We start from the raw sequence: 19,711 nt of genomic DNA on the forward strand, positions 1-19,711 counted from the left end.
CTCCCCACGGTTCGTCAAGGAGCACCCGCACGTCGACGGCGGCTTCATGGTGCTGCGCGACGACGGCGACCTGGACGTGTACGTGCCCGTCGGCGCCCTCGAGTACCGGGTGTACGACCCGGACCCGTTGCCGAAGTCCCGCAACAAGGGCGGCGACCTCTCCGACGCCACGTTCGTTCAGACCAAGCCGACCTCCGACTACACGGCTGACGAGCTGACGCCGCGCGGCGTGTCCGGCCCGGCCTACATCACGGGAGCCGTCCGCTTCGGCAGCCAGTCCATCGGCGGAGCCATGGACTACCCGAGCAACCCGCCCCGCTTCACCTGGCACACCACCGAGTCCCCGGCCGGCGCCGACTACTTCTCCTCCATCGCCGCCTACCTGATCCGGGTCGCGTCCGAACCGCAGGTCATCTACGACCCGCTCTCCGACAAGATCGGCCAGTTCGGCCCCCTCACATCGAGCGGCCGCGCCCTCAGGAACGACGGCAGCCGGCGCACGAACCGCGAAGGCAAGGTCAACATCCAGGTGGAGGTCCTCGGGAGGGCATCCTCCCCGTGGACCAAGGGATTCGACCCGGCGAAGAAGCCGAACTTCGGCAGGCTGCTCGCCGCCGGCCGGGCCCACGGCATCCCGAACGTCTGGCCGGCCGGGAAACCGAAGGCCACCGCGGCGGAGGTCGCCAAGGCCACCCGCAGCCGCTCCGTCTGGCAGGGCAAGGGAGGCCACTTCTCCCACGGCCAAGTCCCCGGAAACGATCACTGGGACCCGGGAGCAATCGACACCAGTATCGTCCCGGGCAAGCCGCCGGTCACCGAGACCGGCGGCAGCGACACCCCGGCCCCGTCCACCACGGGCACGTACACCGTGAAGGCGGGCGACACCCTGACGTCGATCGCCAAGGCGTACGGCACGACCGTCGCCAAGCTGGTGGCCCTGAACGGGCTGAAGGACGCCGACAAGCTGGCCGTCGGCCAGAAGCTGAAGGTACCAGCCAAGGCCCCGGCCACCCCGGCCTACGAGCCGTTTCCGGGCAGCGCCTTCTTCCACGCCGGCCGCCACTCCGCCGTCATCACCGCGATGGGCCGCCGCCTGGTCGCCGTCGGCTGCGGAAAGTACCAGTCCGGCCCAGGCCCCAACTGGACCAACGCCGACAAGGCCTCCTACAAGGCCTGGCAGCAGAAGCTCGGCTACACCGGCGCCGCGGCCGACGGGATCCCCGGCAAGACGTCCTGGGACAAGCTGCGCGTCCCCAAGGTTTGACCACCCCCCTCCACCCCACCAGAAGGAAACCCCGCCATGCAGCCCAACCTCGACTCCGCCTACTGGCTCGGCCTGGCCGTCAGCTTCGTCCTGCCGGTCCTGGTCGGCCTCGTCACCACCCGCGTCACCCACGCGGGCGCGAAGGCCGTGATCTTGCTGTTCCTCACCGCCCTCAACGGGTTCCTCGTGGAGCTCGGGAATGCGGGCGACGACTACAGCATCGGGTCCGCCGTGATCCTGTCCGCCGTGTCCTTCGTGATCTCCGTGGCGTCGCACTTCGGCCTGTGGAAGCCCTCCGGCGTGAGCGGCAAGGCGCAGGACGTCGGAGCCAGCAGCGTCAGAAGCGCGGCCTGACCCATGACAGTCCGGCACGCCTGGCACCGTCTGGCAGCGGCACAGGCGTGCCCCACCACCTGTAAGGAGCGGCACCGGTGAACGAGATCTCCGGCGTCACCCTGCTCATGCAGGGCGGGGCCTGGACCATCGTCACCCTGGTCGTGCTCCTCATCCTCCGGGGCAATCTCGTCTCCCGCGCAGTCCTCGAGGACGTCCGCAAGGACCGTGACGCCCGCGTCGCCGAAGCTCTCGCCGAGCGGGACACCTGGCGCCAGGCCCACAGGGAGAGCGAAGCCGCACGACTGGATGCGCAAGGACAGGCAGGCGAACTGCTGGAACTCTCCCGCACCGCCTACACCGTCCTGCGCGCGATACGGGGGGAGGTGCCAGGGGATGCGATGGATTCGCCGGTTGCTGCACCGCCGTCCTGAGCCCGCCCCCCAGCGCCCGGACACGCCTGGACAGAAAGCCGCAGAGAAGGCCCTCGCACGGGCCCAGATGGCCCGTCGGGAAGTCGAGGCACAGCGGTCCGCCGTATCGCAGGTCGCATCACGACTGGCACGTGAGCGGCATCGAAATCACTTCGCGGAACTGTTCCGCGACGCTCTTGGAGGGAGGCCCAGCTGATGATCGAAATGGACTCCGCGCAACTCGCGAACTTCTACGCATCCGGGCTGGTCGCCCTGTGTGCCGTCATCTTCGCCATCGTCTACCAACTGCACGCCCCATGGCGGGACTCGGCGTTCGGCCGACACGTCATGATCTTCACGCTCACGGTCGGGGCCGTCTTCTCCTACACGGTGGTCGTGTCGATCTGGCCCGACGGCCTGGTCGCCACCGTCATGCGGATAGCCCGCGTCCTCCTGGCCCTCGGGATCGCAGGCCTGATCATCCAGCGCACCCGCATGGTGCTCAGCGCCCAGCACCGCGACCAACTGACCGACGACACTCCCGCGCACGACGACTCTGCGACCTGAACTGGAGCTCCACGATGACCACGGTGACGGGGAAGCTGATCGGCTGGCAGGCCGGGCAGCGCACGGAGATGAAGGCCACCCTCGTGGACGCGACCGGGACGGCCGCCGTCGGCTACGTGGAAAGCGTCCCCGGCGAGCTCGTACGCCCGGTCGCCATTACGGTCGGGACCGCGGGGGCGTGGACGGTCGAACTGACCCCGAACGCCTCCATCCAGTCCGACGCCGGCGACACGCTGTGGGCGATCCAGGAGGGCCGTGCCAAGGACGGCACCCCGATCGTCACGTACGTCGTCGTCCCCGCCTCCGGCAGCTACTGGGCGGGCAGTATCCGTGCCGACCTCTCCGACACGGTCACCGGGGAGAGCACCGTCGTCTACCTGCCCGGACCGCAAGGACCCGAGGGACCTGCCGGGGACACCGGACCACAAGGGGAGGAAGGCCCGGCTGGCTCCACGGGATCCACCGGCGCGCAAGGACCCAAGGGGGACACCGGCGACACCGGGCCCCAAGGACTCACCGGCCTGACAGGGGCCACCGGCGCCACAGGACCGGAAGGACCTGACGGACCACAGGGAGAACAGGGCGAACAAGGCCCGCAGGGACCAACCGGCCCGCAGCCCGCCCTCGGGGCCGCCGGCGCCGGACCCACCGTCGCCCTGAAGAGCGACGACCCCACCACCACGAACTCCCGCACACCGACCGCACACGCCACCAGCCACGGCAGCGCCGGCAGCGACCCCATCAGCCCCGCATCTATCGGTGCCTACCCGGCCGCGGACGGCACCACCCTGGAGAACCGCACCACCGCGCTCGAGACCAGCCGCCTCGACAAGACACAGAACCTTGGGGACCTGAACAACGCTGGCACGGCCCGCACCAACCTGGGCCTGGGCAACGCGGCCACCCTGAGCGTCGGCACCGCCACGGGTACGGTGGCCGCGGGCGACGACTCCCGGCTGAGCAACTCGCGGACGCCGACCGCGCACGCCGCTTCGCACGCCAGCGGCGGCAGCGACGCCCTGGCCCCGGCGGCCATCGGGGCCCTCAGCCTCGCCTCCTACGGGAACGTGTGGGTACCGTCCGACCACGGCCTGACCGCCTGGACGTTCGATCCGGCAACCTGCTCCGCCTCCGGGACCACCCTCAGCAGCGGCTTCATCTACCTGCTCGAACTCGTCCTGCGGCAGGCAGCCACCCTGTCCAAGGTGCACGCCGTGATCGGCACGGCCGGATCGGGTCTCACCTTCGGCCAGTGTTTGGCGGGCCTGTACGACAGCTCCGGAAACCGGGTTGCGGTCACCGCCGACCAGTCCACCGTGTGGAACAGCGTCGGCAACAAGGCCATGAGCTTCACCGGCTCGTATGCCGCGGCCGCCGGCAGGTACTACGCGGCGCTGCTGTTCGTGGGCACGACGTCCCCGAGCTTCGCCTGCGGCAGTACGCATGGCAACACGTTCACGCCCGGCAACGCGGGACTGTCCGCGGGCTCGTACCGGTTCTGCCGGTCTGCGTCGGGGCAGACGTCGCTGCCCACGTCGGTCACCTTGTCCGGGTACACGCCGGACGCGAACAACGTATGGTCCGCGGCCAGCTGACCGGGGTACTTGTCCTACACCTTTGGGAAACAAATAACGTGATCTTGCTACCCGTTCTGACCTGGTCAAACGTCCCTGGCTGATGCGATTCGACGCCCCCGGACCGTCCCTCCGTAGACCTTTCGCACCTGGAAAAAGATCTACAGACTTGACGGGCGGCGTCCTGTCTGGCCGGCTGTTTGGACTGTCCGTACGATGGCTGGATGAACGCTCCTTCTCCCAAGCCCCCAGCCCCCGTGTGTGCTCCGTCGCAGGTGGGTCCGTGCGTGTCGTGCCATGAGCCGACGCATCGGTACGGGTTCGGTGGGTGCCCGCTGTGCGTGGTGTGCCTGGAGCGTGTGGAGGCGGCCCGGGCCAAGCCAGCAGCGGTCTAAGGGGCGACGCGGCCGTTAGCGTTGAAGGCGGCGTACGTGAGCGGCATCAGCCGGGCCCACTCGGCCTCCATCTTCTCGCCCACCATCTCGATCTCCCGCTGCGGGAACGAGGGGACCTTCGCCAGCTCGTGCTGGGTGCGCAGGCCGAGGAAGTGCATCAGCGAGCGGGCGTTGCAGGTGACGTACATCGAGGAGAAGACGTTGACCGGGAGCGCCATCCGCGCGACCTCCTTGGCCACTCCGGCGTCCAGGAGTGTCCTGTACATCCAGTAGCACTCGCCGGAGTTCTCCCTGAGCAGATCTCCGACCTCGGTCTTCTGCTCCCTGGTGCCCTCGATGAAGGTGTAGTGCCCAGGCTTCCCCTCCTGGACCAGCTTGCGGTCCGGGCCCGGCACGTAGAAGACCGGCTGGAGTTCGCGATACCTTCCGCTCTCCTCGTTGTAGCTGAATCCGACCCTGTGGCGCATGAACTCGCGGAAGACGAAGATCGGAGCCTGCACGAAGAAGGTCATCGAGTTGTGCTCGAACGGGCTGCCGTGGCGGTCGCGCATCAGGTAGTTGATCAGGCCCTTGGAGCGCTCTGGGTCCTTGCCCAGCTCGTCCAGGGGCTGCTCGCCAACGGTGGAGACTCGGGCCGCGAACAGCACGTCGGCGTCGGACGCGGTGTGCTTGACCAGTTCGACGGTCACGTCGCTACGGAAGGTGGGTTCGGTGGAGGGCACAGGGCTCCGATCGCCGTGGTGGTGGGGTGCACTCAGTCTGGACCGGTCGTTCCGTCCGGGTTGCCCCGGTGTCCTGGTGCGTGGAGTCGTCCTGTTCACCGGATTGTCGGTGGGTCGGAGTACCGTTGCCGGGAGTTCGGATCACCGACGGGCCATGGAGTGCCCGTAGCCTGCGCCGGGGTGGTCCCAGCACGATGGAGGCCTCGAATGGCCAAGTTCAATTTCGATAACCGCGCTCTGAAGAAGGCTGTCAACGACGGCGTCCGGAAGATGGCGGCCGCACTGACCCGAGACCTGAACGCCCTGACCGCGCAGTACCAGGGCAGGCCGGTCGACGAGATCAAGCCGGAGATCCAGCGGGTGTGGGCAAAGCACTCGGGCCGCGGCGGGAAGATCACGGATCCCGAGCTGACGGAGTTCGCTGAGCAGATCCAGTCCGGCGGCCGCGTGGTGGTCCGCCTGAAGTAGCGTGCGTCCCGGTGGCCCCGCCTACTCTCCAGACGGGGCCACCGGCGGGCGTGTTCGGTGTGGGGGCGAATCCTTAGGATCGATCCTGGGCAAATTTCGAACAGGTCCCGAAACTCCCACAACTACTACTGGTTCTACCAGTTCGTCCCGGACTAGTAGTTCGGCCGGGGATCACGCGCGCTGGCCCACGATAAGCTCACATGTGACTGATGGTTCGCCCTGGTACGGGACGAAGCGATCGGGCTATGCAGCGGCCCCCTTTTGGACGGAGGGGGCCGCACCCGTTTCCAGGGGATACACGGCCAACACCCGGGATACTCTCCTCATATCCGAGCCGATCTCGGGAGGTCCCGTGGCCCAGCCAGATGAACCGATTCCCGAGAAGATGTTCACGTTCTCCGTGGACACATCGGGCTTCATCGACGCCCTGTGGATGGTGCGTGCCAACATCCTGTTCGGCTGGAACCCGGAGTTGGTGGAGCTGGACGACGAGCTGGACATCATGTATCGCGGGCAGTTGTAGCCAACCTCTCCTCTGCACCTGATCAGGTGTCGGGGCAACCCCGGAGCCTCCACTACTAGATAATCACTGTTATGTGGATCTCCGGCCGCGGAGGGCTCACCGACAGGAGGAACCGGCTCCCATGACGACTCCCAAGAAGACCAAGAGCGAACCCATGACCCACGACTTCGGCCCTAGCCGCCGGGGCTGGGGGCACGACTACACCATCACCAAGAACCTCGACAGCGGCCAGCGGCTGCGCGCCTCCGGGTGGGGCCACGACGGTGTCCTCATCAAAGAAGGCGACTACCTCCTACTGTCGGCCGCCGGGGGGAAGCGCTGCACGCGCTACCAGGTGGAGAAGATCGACCACGTGATGGACCCGAACGACATGTGGCATGCCGACCTCGTCTTCGCGCCGCGTACCTACGCCACGCAGGAAGAGAAGGACGCCGCGCGGTGAAGCTGAACCTCTTCCCGGGTCTGTGGGGCCAGTTGAAGCGCCGTGATCCCTGGGCTATCGCGATGGTTACGTGGTTCCTGCTGTGCGGACCGGTCACGTACTTCACCGTCCTGGCCGTGCTGTGACCGAGCTCGTTCCCGCTGCGCGCCCGGGCCAGCTCGCCGCGCGCACGCGCAGCGCCGTCGACGACTGGCCGCCCGAGGCCATCGACTTCGCCAACGAGCTCGCCCAGCACTACCCGGCAGGCCACCCCTACCCCGGTCTGGTCGGTGCGTGGATCGCACGGCAGAAGACCCGCAACACCCGCACCACGTACGTCCGTCAGTACCGGGTGTGGGACGCCTACGCTCGCGAGACCGGAACCCACCCCCTCCAGGTCCGCTTCCCGCTGGCCGAAGCTTTCTCCCGGCACCTGGAAGTTGCCCCCACCCTGCAACCGGTCAAGGGCGGGCACCGCGGGCAGAAGGCGCCCACCGGTCCGCCGCGCTCCGACGCCGCCCGGGCGAACCTGCTGTCGGCGTGCTCCTCCTTCTACACGTACGCCGTCCGCTCCCGCCACGCCGAGTTCGACCCCTTCGACCTCGTCGCCCGCCCCGAACTGGACCAGGACGGCTCCGACACCCAAGGCAGCACCGAAGACGAGTCCGCCCGCCTCCTCACCGTCGCCTACGAAGACGGACCCCGCTCCTACGCCCTCCTCATGGCCATCTACTCCATCGCGCTGCGTCTCGACTCCGCCCTCGGCGCGCAAGTGGAGGACTTGGGCTACGACAAGGGGCACCGCATCCTCAACGTTCGGCTGAAGGGCGGCCGCCGGAAACCGAAGGTGGTCCCGCCCGCGACCGGACACGCCATCGACGTCTACCTGGCAGGGCGTACGACGGGGCCGCTGTTCCAGACCCGGACTGGCCGGCCTCTTGATCCCGGGTACGTGTGGCGGCTCGTACGCCGTCTCGCCACGAAGGCTGGGATCGCGAACGCGGCCACGTTCCACCCGCACGTCCTCAAGCACGACGCCGTGACTCACGCTCTGGACGCCCCCGACGCCAAGCTGCACCACGTCCAGGACTTCGCCGACCACAAGGACCCGCGCACCACCCGCCGCTACGACCGCAGACGGGGACGGTTGGACAACAGCCCCGGCTATCGGATCGCTGCGAGAATCGCAGAGCGTCTTCCGAGCGCAGCCGACGACGAAGAGGGGTAGTCGTGCCCAGTCAGACGTACAGCGCGCCGTCGGTGCGGCAGTTGGCGGCGGTGGTGGAGAAGGTGGCGCCGCGGGACCCGGCTGGCTGGGATGGGCGGGAGAAAGCGCCGGGTGCGGGCGGTGTCCTGGTGCAGGTGTCGGAGCAGCGGGCGAAGCAGCTGTGGATGGTCGTCGGCATGTACGGGCGTGCGGTGGGCCGTGAGAAGATGCCGAAACGGTCCTCGCGGGAGCCCGCCCAGTTGTTCACGCCGCCGGCGTTGCGCGCGTTCTGGGGGCTGGCGGTGGCCGGGGAGTTGCGGCACTTCGCCAAGGATGTGGGGAAGCCGTTGTCGGTGGCGTCGCAGCGGTCGGTTCGGGACTGTCTGAAGATCCTGGCTGCGGTGGCGGTGCCGGGCCGGCGGGTGAAGTTGCCGCGGGTGGATGAGGTGGAGCCGAAGCCGACGGTGGATCCGGGGCAGTTGACGGCCGTGTACCGGGAGCTGGTGTCTCTGGCGGGGGACGGACCGTTGGACCGGGATGGTGCGGGGATCCGGGCGCAGGAGCGGGCGCGCCTGCTGGCGATGGTGTCGGTGGTCCTCGACACCGGGGCTCGGGTGGGCGAGTTGGAGCGGCTGAACGTCGACAACCTGGTGCCGGACTTGTCGGAGGTGCGGGTGACGCGGCGGCCGCAGCGGGCGGGGAAGGGGTACGAGGAGGCGGCGTTCCGGCTGGGGGTGTCGCTGTCGACGGTGTCCAAGGTGATGGCGGGCCAGGATGCGCGTGCGTCGTACCAGCTGGCGGGGGAGATCCGGCAGGAGGTGGAGGCGGTGCAGAGCGAGGGGCCGCGGGTGGAGCGGTACGCGCTGTCGCACGGGTCGCTGGTGGCGCTGGCGCGGTGGCTGGACGTACGGGCCGATCTGGTGGAGGAGATCGAGGGCGGGAAGTCCGCGCTGTGGGTGACGGTGTTCCCGTCGAAGGCCGGCCCAGCTGGGATTCGGATCCGAGCGCAGGGCCTGGGGCAGTCGTACGCCCGCGGGGTCAACGTCCTGAACTGGCTGATGGCGGGACGGCCGGGGTGGGAACCACTGCCGGTTCGCCTGGAGCAGCTGCGCCGGGCCGTGGACCCGGTTCCGCTGGAGGATGAAGTGGCTGGTGGCGAACGGGGGTAGACCGGTGGTGAGTTCCGGAACTAGACTCCCGTCATCGAGCGGGCGTGTGCCTGCCGGAAGTGGCCACCACCCGTTCAGGGCGGTGGCCTTCGTCATGCCCAGGGTCAGACACCCGTGGGGCGGTTCGCGTTCACCTGCTCGCGTACCCAGGCGGGCCACTCTTCGGGCAGGTCCAGGTAGTCGGGGTGTACGAAGGCGGCCTTGTCCTCTTCGTCGTCGAGGACGTAGCTGATGCCGGTCACGATGGTCACGGAGTCGCTGTCGAGCTTCTTGGTCGTCTCGTAGATCACGGCAAGTTCGGTGACCGGAACGATGCGCGGGTAGTCCGGGTGGCTGCCGAGGTCGATGGTGACCTTCTCGTCCAGTCGCAGGCGCACGGAGTGGGTGCTGGTCTGGCAGATCATTGTGGTGGCTGTCACGTGATGTTCCTCTGGAGCGCGGGTCTGGTGTGTTGCCGTGGGATTTTGCTACGCTACGCGTGCGCGATCACTGACTTTCGAGGCCACCACCCAGTGCGGGACGGTGGCCTTCGTTATGACTGGCGTCGGCTCTGCTCCCGTTGGTAGCAATCACCACCGTATGCGGACTGACCGAATGCCGACCTAGGAGCGGTCGCTGGATCGGGCGGAAGCGCCCTGTCATCTCCCGCAGCAAGCCGCCGTAGGCGCTTCAGGGTGATGGTTCGCCATCCAAGGCGTTCCGCTCGCGAAGCGGCTTCCAGAATCAGTTCGGCGATCTGCACGGAATTCCTCCTAGGCAGCAAGCGCGGTCTGGTCTCGGGTGAGGCGGCGGGTAGGAAGGTAGTCGCGTCCGAGTTCACGGGCGATGAGCTGGTTGGCGCTGCGGACCACGATGACGTTTCCTGCCGGGGACGTTGCCAGGGGACGGTCGATCACGAAGGCGATCCGGTGGCAGGTGTAGGAGACGATCCGGCGTACGTCGAAGGATCGGGCGTCGCCCCGGAGCCGGCACATGGCGTGGACGCGGATGCTGCCGGACTTGGTGGTGCGTACGTCGTACGGCTCGATCGTGCGGATGGTCTCGTCGCCGTTCTCGTCTAGGTAGGTGATCGTGACGGCGTGCTTGTGATCGGCAGCGCGGCACAGGTCGGTGAGCGTGCGGGTCGTGGTCTGGTTCTTGGTGATCCGCATGTGATGTCCCCTCGCTGTGGTGATGAGAGAACAGTATCCATACTCCATTGCGCACGCAAGGGGTTTACGCGTACTGTGGTGGTCACACCCCCCGCACGCCACCACCATGGCGGGCGCAATCAGATATGGAGGACACTGGGTTGGCAACTGCCCCCACGCACCCGCCGAACCGGCCCACAGGCGGCGGGCGCCCGCCGAAAGGACCGCGCATGCCGCGCAGCCGCCGACTCGCCCCCGACGTCGTCCGCGCCCGACTGACCGTGCTCGCCGACCGCCTTCACACAGGCGGTGACAACGACCTGGCCGAAGCCGTCGACGCCGTCCTGGCCCCCCGCGGCTGGGAACTCCTGCGGAAGCCGGAGAAGGTCACCGCAGCCGACCGGAACATGGCCATCGCCATGAACAAGACGGTCAAGGCTGCGATCTACCGGATGGCGGAGGAGGCCGGGGAGAACCTGGCCCGGGTGGTGGATGAGGGCTTCCGCCAGTTCATCGCCGGCGCGTTCGTTCCGGCGAAGCCGCTGCGCTCTGTGCGCAATTCGCAGACGGTGAAGGAGAACCTCAACATCCGCCCCTCCGACCAGCTGCGCGACGGGGTCCAGGCGCTGTGCCCTGCCCGGTCGCAGGAGCTGGGCTGGACGGTGACGCCGGGTCTGGTGGCTGCGGCGTGGCTGTATGAGGAGTACGGCATCACAGATGACGACCAGCGCGGTGTGACCACCCCGGCAGACGGCACCGCAGCCGAGTAGCCCGGGCGCGGGGGCCGGCTGGAACGCCGACTACCAGACCGGCCCCGCCCCCTCACGTACAACCCTCATAGGAGACCTCACGTGGCAGCCGCCATCGAGGCCCCCGCCACCACACAGGCGGAGGGCCCCACCTCGCACACCCAAAACCAGGACACCCGCCCCGCCAACACCTTCGGGTACACCCGAGAAGAGCAGATCGAGGCCCTGCGCAAGCTGCGCGAGCCGTTCCCCGATTCAGAGATCCGCTACCTGCCCCGCGTCTGGTGCAAAGCGTGCCGGGATGCGAAGGGAACGTGCAACCGGACGGACCACGAGCGCAGGCAGTGCCGCCGCTGCGGGCAGAACATGACGACCGCGCACATCGACCTGAAGTTCGTAGGCCACGCAGAGGCCACCAACCGGCTGCTGAACGTGGACCCGTTCTGGGATTGGAAGCCGCTGTCGATCGATCAGGCGGGGCTGCCGCAGTACGACCAGAACCGGGGTCTGTGGATCCGTCTGATCGTGTGCGGGATGGAACGGCTGGGCTACGGCAATGCGGAGGGTAAGTCGGGTGGCGACGCCGTGAAGGAAATCATTGGCGACGCGATCCGTAACGCGGGCATGCGGTTTGGGATGGCGCTGGATCTGTGGACGTCGTCGGACCTGGAGATCGCCGAATCCGAGCAGGACACCCCAGACGCATGTCAGTCCACGCCGGCTGGCCAACGCCAGACTAAGCAGGACTCCCCGGAGCAGTCCAAGGAGTCCCGGGAAGCCGCGTTCGCCCGACTCACGGAGCAGTACCGGAACTGCTGGGGGAACGCCCTGGCGCTGACGCAGATCCGTATCGAGGGCAAGCAGATGGGTCTGTCGCAGGACCGGGTTCAGGGGCCGCCTCCGGAGGCGGCGTGGACGACGTTTGACGCGCTGCTGGAGACCCGGATCAACCAACTGAAGGCCGCGCAGGGCGGCGACACGGAGAGGAGGGCCGCATGATGCTGGTCAACCGACGCACCCTTGCTGCTGACTCGACCGACGGTTTCGCCGGTGCGGAAGGCTCTTCCACCGGCATACGGCAGGCGGGCGGCATCGTCCGTACCGCGCTGAACCACTGGGGCCTGGCCGTCAAGGTCCACGAAGCCAACCACCCCGACACCGACCACGACTGCGCCGACATCTCCCAGGTCGACCCGCGCCGCTACCCCACCACCACGTTCGCCTGGTTCAGCCCCAGCTGCACCAACCACTCCATCGCCAAGGGTGCCCGCCGGCACCGGGACGCCACACCGGACCTGTTCGGCGAGGTCCTCCCCGACGAGGCCGCCGAACGCTCCCGGGCCACCATGTGGGACGTCGTCCGCTTCGCCGAGTACCACCGCTACCGGGCCATCATCGTCGAGAACGTCGTCGACGCCCGCGACTGGATCCTGTGGCCTGCCTGGATCGCCGCAATGCACGCCATGAAGTACCGCTCCCGCCTGGTGTGCCTGAACTCGATGCACGCCCAAGCGCTGGGCCCCGGAGCGCCCCAGTCCCGCGACCGCCTGTACGTGGTGTTCTGGTTGGAAGGCGAGCGAGACCCGGACTTCGACAAGTGGACTCGGCCGTCGGCGTACTGCCAAAACTGTGACAAGCAGGTGCGGGGCGTGCAGGCGTGGAAGAACCCGCAGCGCCGCTACGGCAAGTACAAGCAGCAGTACGTGTGGCGGTGCCCGACGGCCCGCTGCCACGCTGAGGTGTTCCCCGCAGTCCGGCCGGCCGCCGATGCGATCGACTGGAAGCTGCCCGCAGTGCGTATCGGGGATCGGGAGAGGCCGCTCGCTGAGAAGACGATGGCGCGGGTTTCCGACGGCTACACGACGTACGGGGTGCCGCTTCTGGTGCCGGTTGAGGGCCGTGAGGGCAAGGTTGCCCGGCCCGTCGATCAGCCGATGCGTACCTGCACCGCCCGCAACGAGACTGGTGTCGCCATCCCTCCGTACATTGTGGAGCTTCGCGGCGGCGGCTCGAAGCATCGGCCCGTGTCCGACCCGCTCGCCACGGTGTGCGCGTCCGGCAACCACCACGGTCTGGCTGTACCGGACCTGGTCGTGCCGTACTACGGCAACGGCAACGCCCGGCCCGTGGGCGAGCCCCTGCCGACGGTGACCACGGTCGACCGACACGCCCTGCTGAAGGGAGGCGTCGCTGTCTCTGTCGAAGACCTGGGCTTTCGCATGCTGGAGCCGGCGGAATACGCGGCAGCCATGGAGTTCCCCGGCTCGTACATCTGGCTGGGCAACAAGCGCGAGCGTGTCCGCCTGACCGGAAACGCTGTGACCCCGCCGTCGGCACGTGATCTGTTCGCGATGCTCCGGGAGTCGGTCCTCGGGGTGGCCGTCGACACGGTCACCGAAGTGCACCTGGCTGCCTGACCGTTGCCGTGGCCCGCATCCGATTGCGATGCGGGCCACGGCTTCCGCCCATTCGGGCGCATCTCTCACACACCCGGCTGTCGCCGAACGGAGTTCCGCCATGCCCTCTTCCCTTATCGCGCTGGGCGCCGTCCTGGGCGTGTCCGGCTTCTACGTCGCGTTCTTCGCGCTGGTCGGCCGCTGGCGGCGCCGCTGCAGGATCCCGGCGTCGGGCCGGCCCACCGTGTACGCGCAGCTGGCCGTCGAAGCCCGGGAACGCCAGGTCCGCAAGGAGCGCCTGACGTGGGCGGTCGACCAGGTCCTGGCCGCCGAGCTGGATCGGGTGGCCGACTTCTACGACCCCACCGACCTCGGCGGCCCGCCGGTGGACGCGTGGGGTGAGGGCCTACTGAAGGACACCGCCCGTACGCACAGCCTCTATCACCCCTGATCCGCACAACCTCTGCCCGCTCGTCTGGCACACCCCGTCTGGAGGTGAGCGTCGTGCCAGCACCCCCCATCCGTTTCCTGGCCGCGCTCGCCGCCTGCACCACCGTGGCGGCCAGCCTGTACAGACTGCACCGTCTGCGGCGCGCTCTCGATGCGGAGCGCGCCGCGCGCCGTATCACCGGCCAACTCCAGCACCGCGACCTTCAAGCGTTCAGCGTCCGCCTGGCCGCCGCCGTGCACGCCCATCACGCCGTATCCGAAGCCGACCTGGTGCTGACCGAAGCACTCGCCACCCACAGCCACCACCCGGAAGGGGGACCCCGATGACCCAGACCACCACCCGCCTGGACGCCGCCACCGCCAGCAGAGAGTTCACCGAGCACCGCCGTTTCCGATACCGCGGCTGCGCCCCCGACGTGGACCAGCCGCACCTCGCCGCCGGCGACCTGACTGTCCCGGTGACGGCCTGGCAGGCCCCGGACCTGGACGGCGGCGAGGACCCGGAAGCGCGGAAGGCCCGGGAGCAGGCGGCGGTGGACGTGTGCATGGGCTGCCCGGTGATGGTGCAGTGCGACGCCTACGGCGCGAGCGTCACCCCGGACGGCAAGCTGGCGGAGCCGTACGCGGTCCTCGGGGGCCGAACCATGTTGGAGCGGCACCGGGCGTTCGTCGCCTACAAGAAGGCCATTGCGCAGCCTGTCGTTCCCGCGCCGGACCGCCAGCTGCACACCGAGCAGAAGACGGACGTCCTGCGCGCCCTGGCCTGCCACACCACACCGGAGGCGGTTGCGGAGGCCGCGGGGACGGACGTGCGGACGGCGAACTGGCAGCGGTCCATCCTCGTCACCAAGCTCGGCCTGGCCAAGCCCGCAACCCGGATGCAACTCCTGCACGCGGCCGCAGAACGGGGCCTGCTGGACGGGGTGGACGTCGTGGACGACGACGGCACCGTTCCTGCCGTGCCGAAGCCGCCGGCCCGCCCCCGGCGCCCACGCCAGACCACCCCGAATCCGAAGACCCTGCTGTCGGTGGTCAGGTTGCCGGAGCCGGGACCGTACGAGCCGGCCCGCGTCCCCGCCCTGCGCCGCGAACGCTTCACCCGCATCGAAGGCCAGCTCACCATCGACGACCTGGACCAGGGGGACGGACCGAACGCCCTGGTGACCGAACTGCCCGTGCGCGCCCGGGTCCTGGAGGCCGCAGCATGACCACCACCGCCCCAACGCCCGCTTCTGCGGCCCCGACGCTGTTCGGCACCGACCCCACCGTGGACCGGGCCCTGGACGGCACCGCGCACACCAGCGCCGCCTTCCTCGCCGGCCTGATTGCCGCCGCCATGCTGGACACCGTCGGCCGTCCGGCCAAGCTGCCCGACCTACTCTTCCCCGACCTGCCGCCGGAGGCCGTGCAGCGCGTATGGGACACCGCGCTCGCTGTCGGCTACCGCGCCGGCCGTCTGGCTGTCGCGCCCCGATTCCACCGCGACACCCTGGCCCGGCTCCGGGACGCCCTCTCGGACGCCGGGTACACGGCCATGGCCCGCACCGCCGGCCACACCGCCCGCGCCGCGGCTGCCGAGCCGGAACCGGACCACGAACGCACCCCCACCGGCGGCGACGACACGCGTGGCGGGCACTGGTGACCCGGCCGACCCGCGGTGCCCGCCCGCCCGGGCGCGGCCGCGGACGCCCCACCGTCTTCACCGACGGCCAGAAGACCGCCTACCTGAAGCACGTCACCGCCGGGCTGAACCTCAACCAGGCCGCGGCCGCCGTCGGCGTCGACCGACGCACCGTCAACCACCACGCCACCAACGACCCCGCCTTCCGCGAAGCCCGCGACACCGCCAAGACGGCAGGCCGGGCGGCGCGTTGGGACGACAAGCCGCACGACGAGTACCGGTACAACCACCTGAAGTGCCGGTGCGACGACTGCACGGCCGCCCACCGCCAAGCCCGCGCCGGACGACGCGCAGCTCCCGAACCCGCCCCGGACACCGTGGAGGAGACCCGGCCCGTCGTCCTCCACCTCCCGGCCAGACCCGCACACGACGCCCCCGCCACCCTCACCGCCTGAAGGAGACATCCCGTGCCCCGCAAGAAGACCGGACGCCGCATCAGCGGAGACCCCCGCAAGACCGGAGGCGACATCGCCGGACCCGGCGGACCCCACGACCGCAACAGCGTCATCGTCGACACCACCAACGCCGTCATCCTGGACGCCACCACCGTCACCGAAGTCGAAACCGTGACAGGCCGCCGCGCTCATTACCGAACTCCTCGCCCTGGCCCACCGTATGGGGCCCGCCTTCGGCGAACGCCTCATGGCCCGGGTCCACCACCTGCTCGACACCGGCGGCTTCACCGGCCAGGAAGGAGACCCCCAGCCGTGACCCTCGTCCGCACCCACACCCGAACCCACGTCCACGTCGAATTCGCCAACCCCTACCTGATCTGCCAAACGTGTCGCCAGCCCGTCACCGGATGGCACAACAACGACAAGTGCGGCTGCACCGAACCCTGCTGGAACGAGCCGTGCGAACACCAGGCCGCGGGGGTGACGAGCGTGTGCCCGTCCTGGTCCCCCGTGGACGGCTGTCTTTGTCAGGAGTCCCTGGGCCAGGTTGACCACGGCCCTGCGCCGTCCTGACCAGGGCGGACCGTGGAGCATGATCAGGTTATTTGTTTCCCAAAGTTGTAGGACAGAACCGCAGGCACTCAGCCCGGGCCGATGACCTGGATATCTGACGACAAGTCTGATCAAAAACGCGCACACAGGAATGGAGACAGACGGTGAGCCCAACGGGTAGGCTGATCCTGGCGTCAGACATCCAGTCAGATTCAGAACCGGCTGACAGGCGCACACAGACAAAGGAACGGCCCCGCACCCAGCGCAGCGAACGCTGGGATTCTGCGGGGCCGGGCCGACACACAACTCCTACGAAGGTGTCGACGTGACGAAGCGTACCCGGAGTCCGGGGCTATCAGACAGTGGAACCCCAGCCAGCGCCGTGAAGATCACACCGGCGAACAAGCGGGGTCCTGTCACCACTACTCTCACCGTCGCATGACCACCCAGGGCGGGGATTTCCTCGCCATGCCTCCGATGCTGCTCGCTACGGAAGCTCTCCGGTCCATCCAAGACCTAGCCACGAACCCGAACGCTTCCGTGGCGGAGATCCGTGAGACTGCCGAGCTGGCCCTGAGCCGGCTGAGCTTTCTGGGAAGTCGCCGTCCCAACGGGGCGGGACGTAAAGCTTCCTGGGTTGGCCGGGTCACCAGCTTCGCCTTCCCGAGGACGTTCTTCACGGGCACGCGTCGTCGTCGGGATCAGCCCATCCTCGGCCAAGACAGCCTGATGGCCGAAGCCAGATCGCATCACCACGTGTGCTTCACGATCCAGATCACTGATGGCAATAAGAAGTACGCGACGGGACGCGAGGTCGAAGTCCAGGTTGCCGCCGCTGAAGCCCTTCGCCTGGGATCGCAAATGATCCGCATCGCGCAGGCCTTGGAGCCACCACAGCATCCCCGTGCAGCAAGCGCGCAGGGACTCCCACCGGAGATCGGAAGAGGTAGCCGATGACGTAGCTCATACCGGGCGGGAGACTCCTCAACCGCCCGGGCCGCTTTCCCGGTTTGGTGCGCCAACACCTTCCGGGCCTCTGCGGCCCTCACACCACGGATCGGACGCCAATCCGATCTAAGGCCCTCCGGGCGCCAACCCGGTGAGCGACTTTCAAAGGTTCGCCAGAACCAAGAACACCCACCGAAGCGGGGGCTCTTTTGTGCCCTCGTCAAGAAGACGGGACCCATAGTGCCTCAGCGCACCCTTACTTGTCAGCTTCCCTCCCCACGCGTACCCGATTCGCGGCTTATTTCCCCCCGATCGGGAGACACCCAGTGCCCGAGTGACGCACACGCCACCACAGTCGAAATCGAACCCCCGTTCGACTACAGTCAAGGTCAGGTCCCCGTCCGAGGAGCTGCCCAAGAAGTGGCGAACACTCCCTCGAGGCGGTCGGGCCCGCGTCGGTGGCTTCGCGCAGTCGAGTGGCTGATCGCAGCCGGCCTACACGGCCGCGCGAACGCCACCACGCTCACAGTCGCCGAAGACCTCGCCGCCCGCATGGACTACGACCTCGGGCACGCCCGCTACTGCCTGGACGAGATGACTGTCCGTCTCGGGATGTCCCGCGCCACCGTGAAGCGCCACATCTCCTACCTCCGTGAGCTGGGGGCACTGGCCTGGGTGCAGCACGGCACCCGGACCAACATCCGCCAGGCGATGGGGCTCAAGGGCTACGCCGCCACCGCCACCGTGTACGCCGGGGTGATCCCCCCGGCCTACGACCACGCCATGGGCCACCGCATCGTCGGCACCGGCTACAACGCCCGGATCATCGTCGACTACCGCGGCCGCCAGAAGCCCAACCAGATCCCCACCCAGAACCACAACGCCTGGCCGGGAACCCCTGTGGATAACCCGCCTGTGGATAACTCCGGTCTCGAGGCCTGTGAGCCCCCTTCCCTTACCTCAGGAGAGGAAGAGGGAAAGCTGAAGATGGTGGGGGGTAGTAACTACACCTCGCAAGCTCCGCGAGACGACGCCGCGTCCCCCATCCCTCAGATCGAAAAGCGCAGCAGCCAGACGGGGACCGGTCGGCACGCCCTCCAGGTCGCCAAGGACATCCTCATCGCCCGCCAGGTCCGCCCCCTCGTCAACTGGACCCAGCGCGAAGGATTGCGCCGTCTCGCGTTCAGCCTGCGGCCCCTCATCGACCACGGCATGAACTCGTACTCCATCGCCGAATACCTGCACGGCCTGTGCCCCGGCACCGGATGGCGGCCCAAGGCCCCGGCCGCCTACATCTCCACCGTCCTCGCCGACCGCGCCCGAACCACCGCCCGACAGGCCGAGGCAGCAGCCCGCTTCGAGATGGAGAACCCGGCCGAAGGCGCATTCCAGGCCCGGGCCGAAACCCGCATCGACCTCATGGCCGCCGTCCAGCAGGGCATCGACCGCTACCGGCAGACCTGCCGTACCCGCGGCCTCGACGACCTGTCCGGCACCACCGAATGGAACGCCGAAGCCGACATCCTCGCCTTCCTCAACGGGAGCCCCGCATGACCCAGCATCCCTCCGGAATCGACCTCGCCCGCGCCGCGCTCGCCGCAGCCCGCGCCGACGCCAAGACCCGGCCCGTGCAGCCAGACCGGAAGAAGCGCCGCACCGCCACCAGCTCATCCCGCCGCCGCCTGAGCGACCCCATGGGACTGGGCGGAGCGATCACCCAGATGATGACCGACCGCGGCTGGGAACCCCCGGAGACCGGCGGCAGCATCCTCGACCAGTGGCCCGGCATCGCCCCCGAACTCGTCGGCAAAGCGGATGCGGTCCGCTTCGAGCACGACGCCGCCGTCCTCCACCTCCAGCCCGTGTCCCACGCCTACGCCACCCAGCTACGCCTCCACCAGCAGCAGATCCTCACCCGCATCCACGAGAAGACCGGCAACCGAAGCGTTCGGGAACTGCGCATCCTCCCGCCCGGCGGACACGCCCAAACACCGGAGACCGCGGTTCCGACCGGGCATGTCGTGCCCTCCCTGGAGGCTCCGGTAAAGACCCGGGAAGCGGCCCAACCGGGATACCGCGAGACGCTCGCCCTGGCCCTCGAGAACCGACTCGTCCTGCCGCCAGAGACCTCCTACGAGGAAGAAGCACGTTGTCGCCAGGAAGCTGCCCTCCGCGCCAACCGGCTGCCCGACAGCCAGGACCGCGAAGCGTATTGGGCCCGGGTCGAAACCGAGCAGACCGCGCGTCGTGCACGCGCCAGCACTGAGGCATCCAGGCAAGCAGCCATCGCCCGTATGCGGCAGGACCGATCCGCAACCACAGAACCCCAACGCCCGTCCGGCGCTGCCTGAAGG

General features: G+C 68.6%; 25 protein-coding genes and 1 pseudogene. 23 read left to right on the forward strand and 3 right to left on the reverse strand.

The features are described 5' to 3' along the window. Positions 1–1,009: 1,009 nt before the first annotated feature. From ACWD4O_RS38615 to ACWD4O_RS38640, 6 genes and pseudogenes are all read left to right on the forward strand, one after another. Positions 1,010–1,264 (forward strand): annotated as a pseudogene (locus ACWD4O_RS38615) (peptidoglycan-binding protein); the annotation flags it as partial. Positions 1,265–1,300: 36 nt separating this feature from the next. Further along, positions 1,301–1,618 (forward strand): hypothetical protein, encoded by a 318-nt coding sequence (locus tag ACWD4O_RS38620; RefSeq protein WP_451287454.1) that lies wholly within the window; start codon positions 1,301–1,303, stop codon positions 1,616–1,618. A 77-nt stretch (positions 1,619–1,695) separates the two neighbouring features. Continuing rightward, a complete protein-coding gene (locus ACWD4O_RS38625) occupies positions 1,696–2,031 on the forward strand; it encodes a hypothetical protein (RefSeq protein ID WP_451287456.1) in 336 nt (111 codons plus the stop codon). Further along, entirely contained in the window at positions 1,994–2,227 is a 234-nt protein-coding gene (locus ACWD4O_RS38630; protein WP_451287458.1) for a DUF7620 family protein, read from the forward strand. The genes ACWD4O_RS38625 and ACWD4O_RS38630 overlap by 38 nt, the downstream gene beginning before the upstream one ends. Continuing rightward, entirely contained in the window at positions 2,227–2,577 is a 351-nt protein-coding gene (locus ACWD4O_RS38635) for a putative phage holin (RefSeq protein ID WP_451287459.1), read from the forward strand. Before ACWD4O_RS38630 ends, ACWD4O_RS38635 begins: the two co-directional genes overlap by 1 nt. A gap of 14 nt (positions 2,578–2,591) precedes the next feature. Continuing rightward, complete coding sequence (locus tag ACWD4O_RS38640) at positions 2,592–4,172, forward strand: hypothetical protein (protein ID WP_451287461.1); 1,581 nt, start codon at positions 2,592–2,594, stop codon at positions 4,170–4,172. 370 nt (positions 4,173–4,542) lie between these two features. Here ACWD4O_RS38640 and thyX read toward each other — a convergent pair whose 3' ends face one another. After that, on the reverse strand, positions 4,543–5,268 hold the full coding sequence (thyX, locus tag ACWD4O_RS38645; protein ID WP_451287463.1) for an FAD-dependent thymidylate synthase: 726 nt from the start codon (positions 5,266–5,268) through the stop codon (positions 4,543–4,545). Positions 5,269–5,475: 207 nt separating this feature from the next. On the opposite strand from thyX, the gene ACWD4O_RS38650 reads away from it, so the two are divergent. The 6 genes from ACWD4O_RS38650 (at position 5,476) to ACWD4O_RS38675 (ending at position 9,056) form a co-directional block, all read left to right on the forward strand. Continuing rightward, positions 5,476–5,736, forward strand: a complete 261-nt coding sequence (locus ACWD4O_RS38650) for a hypothetical protein (protein ID WP_451287465.1) — start codon at positions 5,476–5,478, stop codon at positions 5,734–5,736. Between the two features lie 352 nt (positions 5,737–6,088). Next, positions 6,089–6,259 (forward strand): hypothetical protein, encoded by a 171-nt coding sequence (locus ACWD4O_RS38655; RefSeq protein WP_451287467.1) that lies wholly within the window; start codon positions 6,089–6,091, stop codon positions 6,257–6,259. Between the two features lie 121 nt (positions 6,260–6,380). Next, complete coding sequence (locus ACWD4O_RS38660) at positions 6,381–6,701, forward strand: hypothetical protein (protein ID WP_451287469.1); 321 nt, start codon at positions 6,381–6,383, stop codon at positions 6,699–6,701. Continuing rightward, positions 6,698–6,826 carry a hypothetical protein gene (locus ACWD4O_RS38665; protein ID WP_451287471.1) on the forward strand — a complete coding sequence of 43 codons (129 nt, stop codon included), beginning with the start codon at positions 6,698–6,700 and terminating at the stop codon, positions 6,824–6,826. The genes ACWD4O_RS38660 and ACWD4O_RS38665 overlap by 4 nt, the downstream gene beginning before the upstream one ends. Next, entirely contained in the window at positions 6,823–7,908 is a 1,086-nt protein-coding gene (locus ACWD4O_RS38670) for a tyrosine-type recombinase/integrase (RefSeq protein ID WP_451287473.1), read from the forward strand. Before ACWD4O_RS38665 ends, ACWD4O_RS38670 begins: the two co-directional genes overlap by 4 nt. A gap of 2 nt (positions 7,909–7,910) precedes the next feature. Then, the gene (locus ACWD4O_RS38675) at positions 7,911–9,056 is read left to right on the forward strand and encodes a hypothetical protein (RefSeq protein WP_451287475.1); all 1,146 of its coding nucleotides are present in this window, start codon (positions 7,911–7,913) and stop codon (positions 9,054–9,056) included. Between the two features lie 104 nt (positions 9,057–9,160). On the opposite strand, the gene ACWD4O_RS38680 is transcribed toward ACWD4O_RS38675, so the two are convergent. Both ACWD4O_RS38680 and ACWD4O_RS38685 read right to left on the reverse strand, forming a co-directional pair. Beyond that, a complete protein-coding gene (locus ACWD4O_RS38680) occupies positions 9,161–9,475 on the reverse strand; it encodes a hypothetical protein (RefSeq protein WP_451287477.1) in 315 nt (104 codons plus the stop codon). A gap of 333 nt (positions 9,476–9,808) precedes the next feature. Beyond that, the gene (locus tag ACWD4O_RS38685) at positions 9,809–10,207 is read right to left on the reverse strand and encodes a WYL domain-containing protein (RefSeq protein WP_451287478.1); all 399 of its coding nucleotides are present in this window, start codon (positions 10,205–10,207) and stop codon (positions 9,809–9,811) included. Between the two features lie 209 nt (positions 10,208–10,416). Here ACWD4O_RS38685 and ACWD4O_RS38690 point away from each other — a divergent pair, with 209 nt between their 5' ends. The 11 genes from ACWD4O_RS38690 (at position 10,417) to ACWD4O_RS38740 (ending at position 19,708) form a co-directional block, all read left to right on the forward strand. Further along, positions 10,417–10,956 (forward strand): hypothetical protein, encoded by a 540-nt coding sequence (locus ACWD4O_RS38690; RefSeq protein ID WP_451287480.1) that lies wholly within the window; start codon positions 10,417–10,419, stop codon positions 10,954–10,956. An 81-nt stretch (positions 10,957–11,037) separates the two neighbouring features. Continuing rightward, positions 11,038–11,934 carry a hypothetical protein gene (locus ACWD4O_RS38695; protein WP_451287482.1) on the forward strand — a complete coding sequence of 299 codons (897 nt, stop codon included), beginning with the start codon at positions 11,038–11,040 and terminating at the stop codon, positions 11,932–11,934. After that, positions 11,931–13,352 carry a DNA cytosine methyltransferase gene (locus ACWD4O_RS38700; RefSeq protein ID WP_451287484.1) on the forward strand — a complete coding sequence of 474 codons (1,422 nt, stop codon included), beginning with the start codon at positions 11,931–11,933 and terminating at the stop codon, positions 13,350–13,352. Before ACWD4O_RS38695 ends, ACWD4O_RS38700 begins: the two co-directional genes overlap by 4 nt. 100 nt (positions 13,353–13,452) lie before the next feature. Then, positions 13,453–13,782: a hypothetical protein gene (locus tag ACWD4O_RS38705; protein ID WP_451287486.1), complete on the forward strand. Its 330-nt coding sequence runs from the start codon at positions 13,453–13,455 to the stop codon at positions 13,780–13,782. A 53-nt stretch (positions 13,783–13,835) separates the two neighbouring features. Next, positions 13,836–14,108: a hypothetical protein gene (locus tag ACWD4O_RS38710; RefSeq protein WP_451287488.1), complete on the forward strand. Its 273-nt coding sequence runs from the start codon at positions 13,836–13,838 to the stop codon at positions 14,106–14,108. Continuing rightward, entirely contained in the window at positions 14,105–14,989 is an 885-nt protein-coding gene (locus ACWD4O_RS38715) for a hypothetical protein (protein WP_451287490.1), read from the forward strand. Before ACWD4O_RS38710 ends, ACWD4O_RS38715 begins: the two co-directional genes overlap by 4 nt. Further along, positions 14,986–15,423 carry a hypothetical protein gene (locus ACWD4O_RS38720; protein WP_451287492.1) on the forward strand — a complete coding sequence of 146 codons (438 nt, stop codon included), beginning with the start codon at positions 14,986–14,988 and terminating at the stop codon, positions 15,421–15,423. Before ACWD4O_RS38715 ends, ACWD4O_RS38720 begins: the two co-directional genes overlap by 4 nt. Beyond that, entirely contained in the window at positions 15,420–15,857 is a 438-nt protein-coding gene (locus ACWD4O_RS38725) for a hypothetical protein (protein WP_451287494.1), read from the forward strand. Before ACWD4O_RS38720 ends, ACWD4O_RS38725 begins: the two co-directional genes overlap by 4 nt. Before the next feature lie 990 nt (positions 15,858–16,847). Further along, on the forward strand, positions 16,848–17,366 hold the full coding sequence (locus ACWD4O_RS38730; protein WP_451287495.1) for a hypothetical protein: 519 nt from the start codon (positions 16,848–16,850) through the stop codon (positions 17,364–17,366). A gap of 411 nt (positions 17,367–17,777) precedes the next feature. Further along, positions 17,778–18,911 (forward strand): cell wall protein, encoded by a 1,134-nt coding sequence (locus tag ACWD4O_RS38735; protein ID WP_451287497.1) that lies wholly within the window; start codon positions 17,778–17,780, stop codon positions 18,909–18,911. After that, the gene (locus tag ACWD4O_RS38740; protein ID WP_451287498.1) at positions 18,908–19,708 is read left to right on the forward strand and encodes a DciA family protein; all 801 of its coding nucleotides are present in this window, start codon (positions 18,908–18,910) and stop codon (positions 19,706–19,708) included. Before ACWD4O_RS38735 ends, ACWD4O_RS38740 begins: the two co-directional genes overlap by 4 nt. The last annotated feature ends 3 nt before the right edge of the window (positions 19,709–19,711 follow it).

The organism is Streptomyces sp. NPDC002623 (genome assembly GCF_053592635.1).

What these genes read in the sequence shown, in the direction of transcription:
- ACWD4O_RS38630 (WP_451287458.1), top strand. Translation starts at nt 1,994, where the DNA reads ATGCGATGGATTCGCCGGTTGCTGCACCGCCGTCCTGAGCCCGCCCCC.
- ACWD4O_RS38685 (WP_451287478.1), bottom strand. Translation starts at nt 10,207, where the DNA reads ATGCGGATCACCAAGAACCAGACCACGACCCGCACGCTCACCGACCTG.
- ACWD4O_RS38690 (WP_451287480.1), top strand. Translation starts at nt 10,417, where the DNA reads ATGCCGCGCAGCCGCCGACTCGCCCCCGACGTCGTCCGCGCCCGACTG.
- ACWD4O_RS38720 (WP_451287492.1), top strand. Translation starts at nt 14,986, where the DNA reads ATGACCACCACCGCCCCAACGCCCGCTTCTGCGGCCCCGACGCTGTTC.
- ACWD4O_RS38635 (WP_451287459.1), top strand. Translation starts at nt 2,227, where the DNA reads ATGATCGAAATGGACTCCGCGCAACTCGCGAACTTCTACGCATCCGGG.
- ACWD4O_RS38640 (WP_451287461.1), top strand. Translation starts at nt 2,592, where the DNA reads ATGACCACGGTGACGGGGAAGCTGATCGGCTGGCAGGCCGGGCAGCGC.
- ACWD4O_RS38700 (WP_451287484.1), top strand. Translation starts at nt 11,931, where the DNA reads ATGATGCTGGTCAACCGACGCACCCTTGCTGCTGACTCGACCGACGGT.
- ACWD4O_RS38620 (WP_451287454.1), top strand. Translation starts at nt 1,301, where the DNA reads ATGCAGCCCAACCTCGACTCCGCCTACTGGCTCGGCCTGGCCGTCAGC.
- ACWD4O_RS38730 (WP_451287495.1), top strand. Translation starts at nt 16,848, where the DNA reads ATGACCACCCAGGGCGGGGATTTCCTCGCCATGCCTCCGATGCTGCTC.
- ACWD4O_RS38660 (WP_451287469.1), top strand. Translation starts at nt 6,381, where the DNA reads ATGACGACTCCCAAGAAGACCAAGAGCGAACCCATGACCCACGACTTC.
- ACWD4O_RS38715 (WP_451287490.1), top strand. Translation starts at nt 14,105, where the DNA reads ATGACCCAGACCACCACCCGCCTGGACGCCGCCACCGCCAGCAGAGAG.
- ACWD4O_RS38705 (WP_451287486.1), top strand. Translation starts at nt 13,453, where the DNA reads ATGCCCTCTTCCCTTATCGCGCTGGGCGCCGTCCTGGGCGTGTCCGGC.
- ACWD4O_RS38740 (WP_451287498.1), top strand. Translation starts at nt 18,908, where the DNA reads ATGACCCAGCATCCCTCCGGAATCGACCTCGCCCGCGCCGCGCTCGCC.
- ACWD4O_RS38650 (WP_451287465.1), top strand. Translation starts at nt 5,476, where the DNA reads ATGGCCAAGTTCAATTTCGATAACCGCGCTCTGAAGAAGGCTGTCAAC.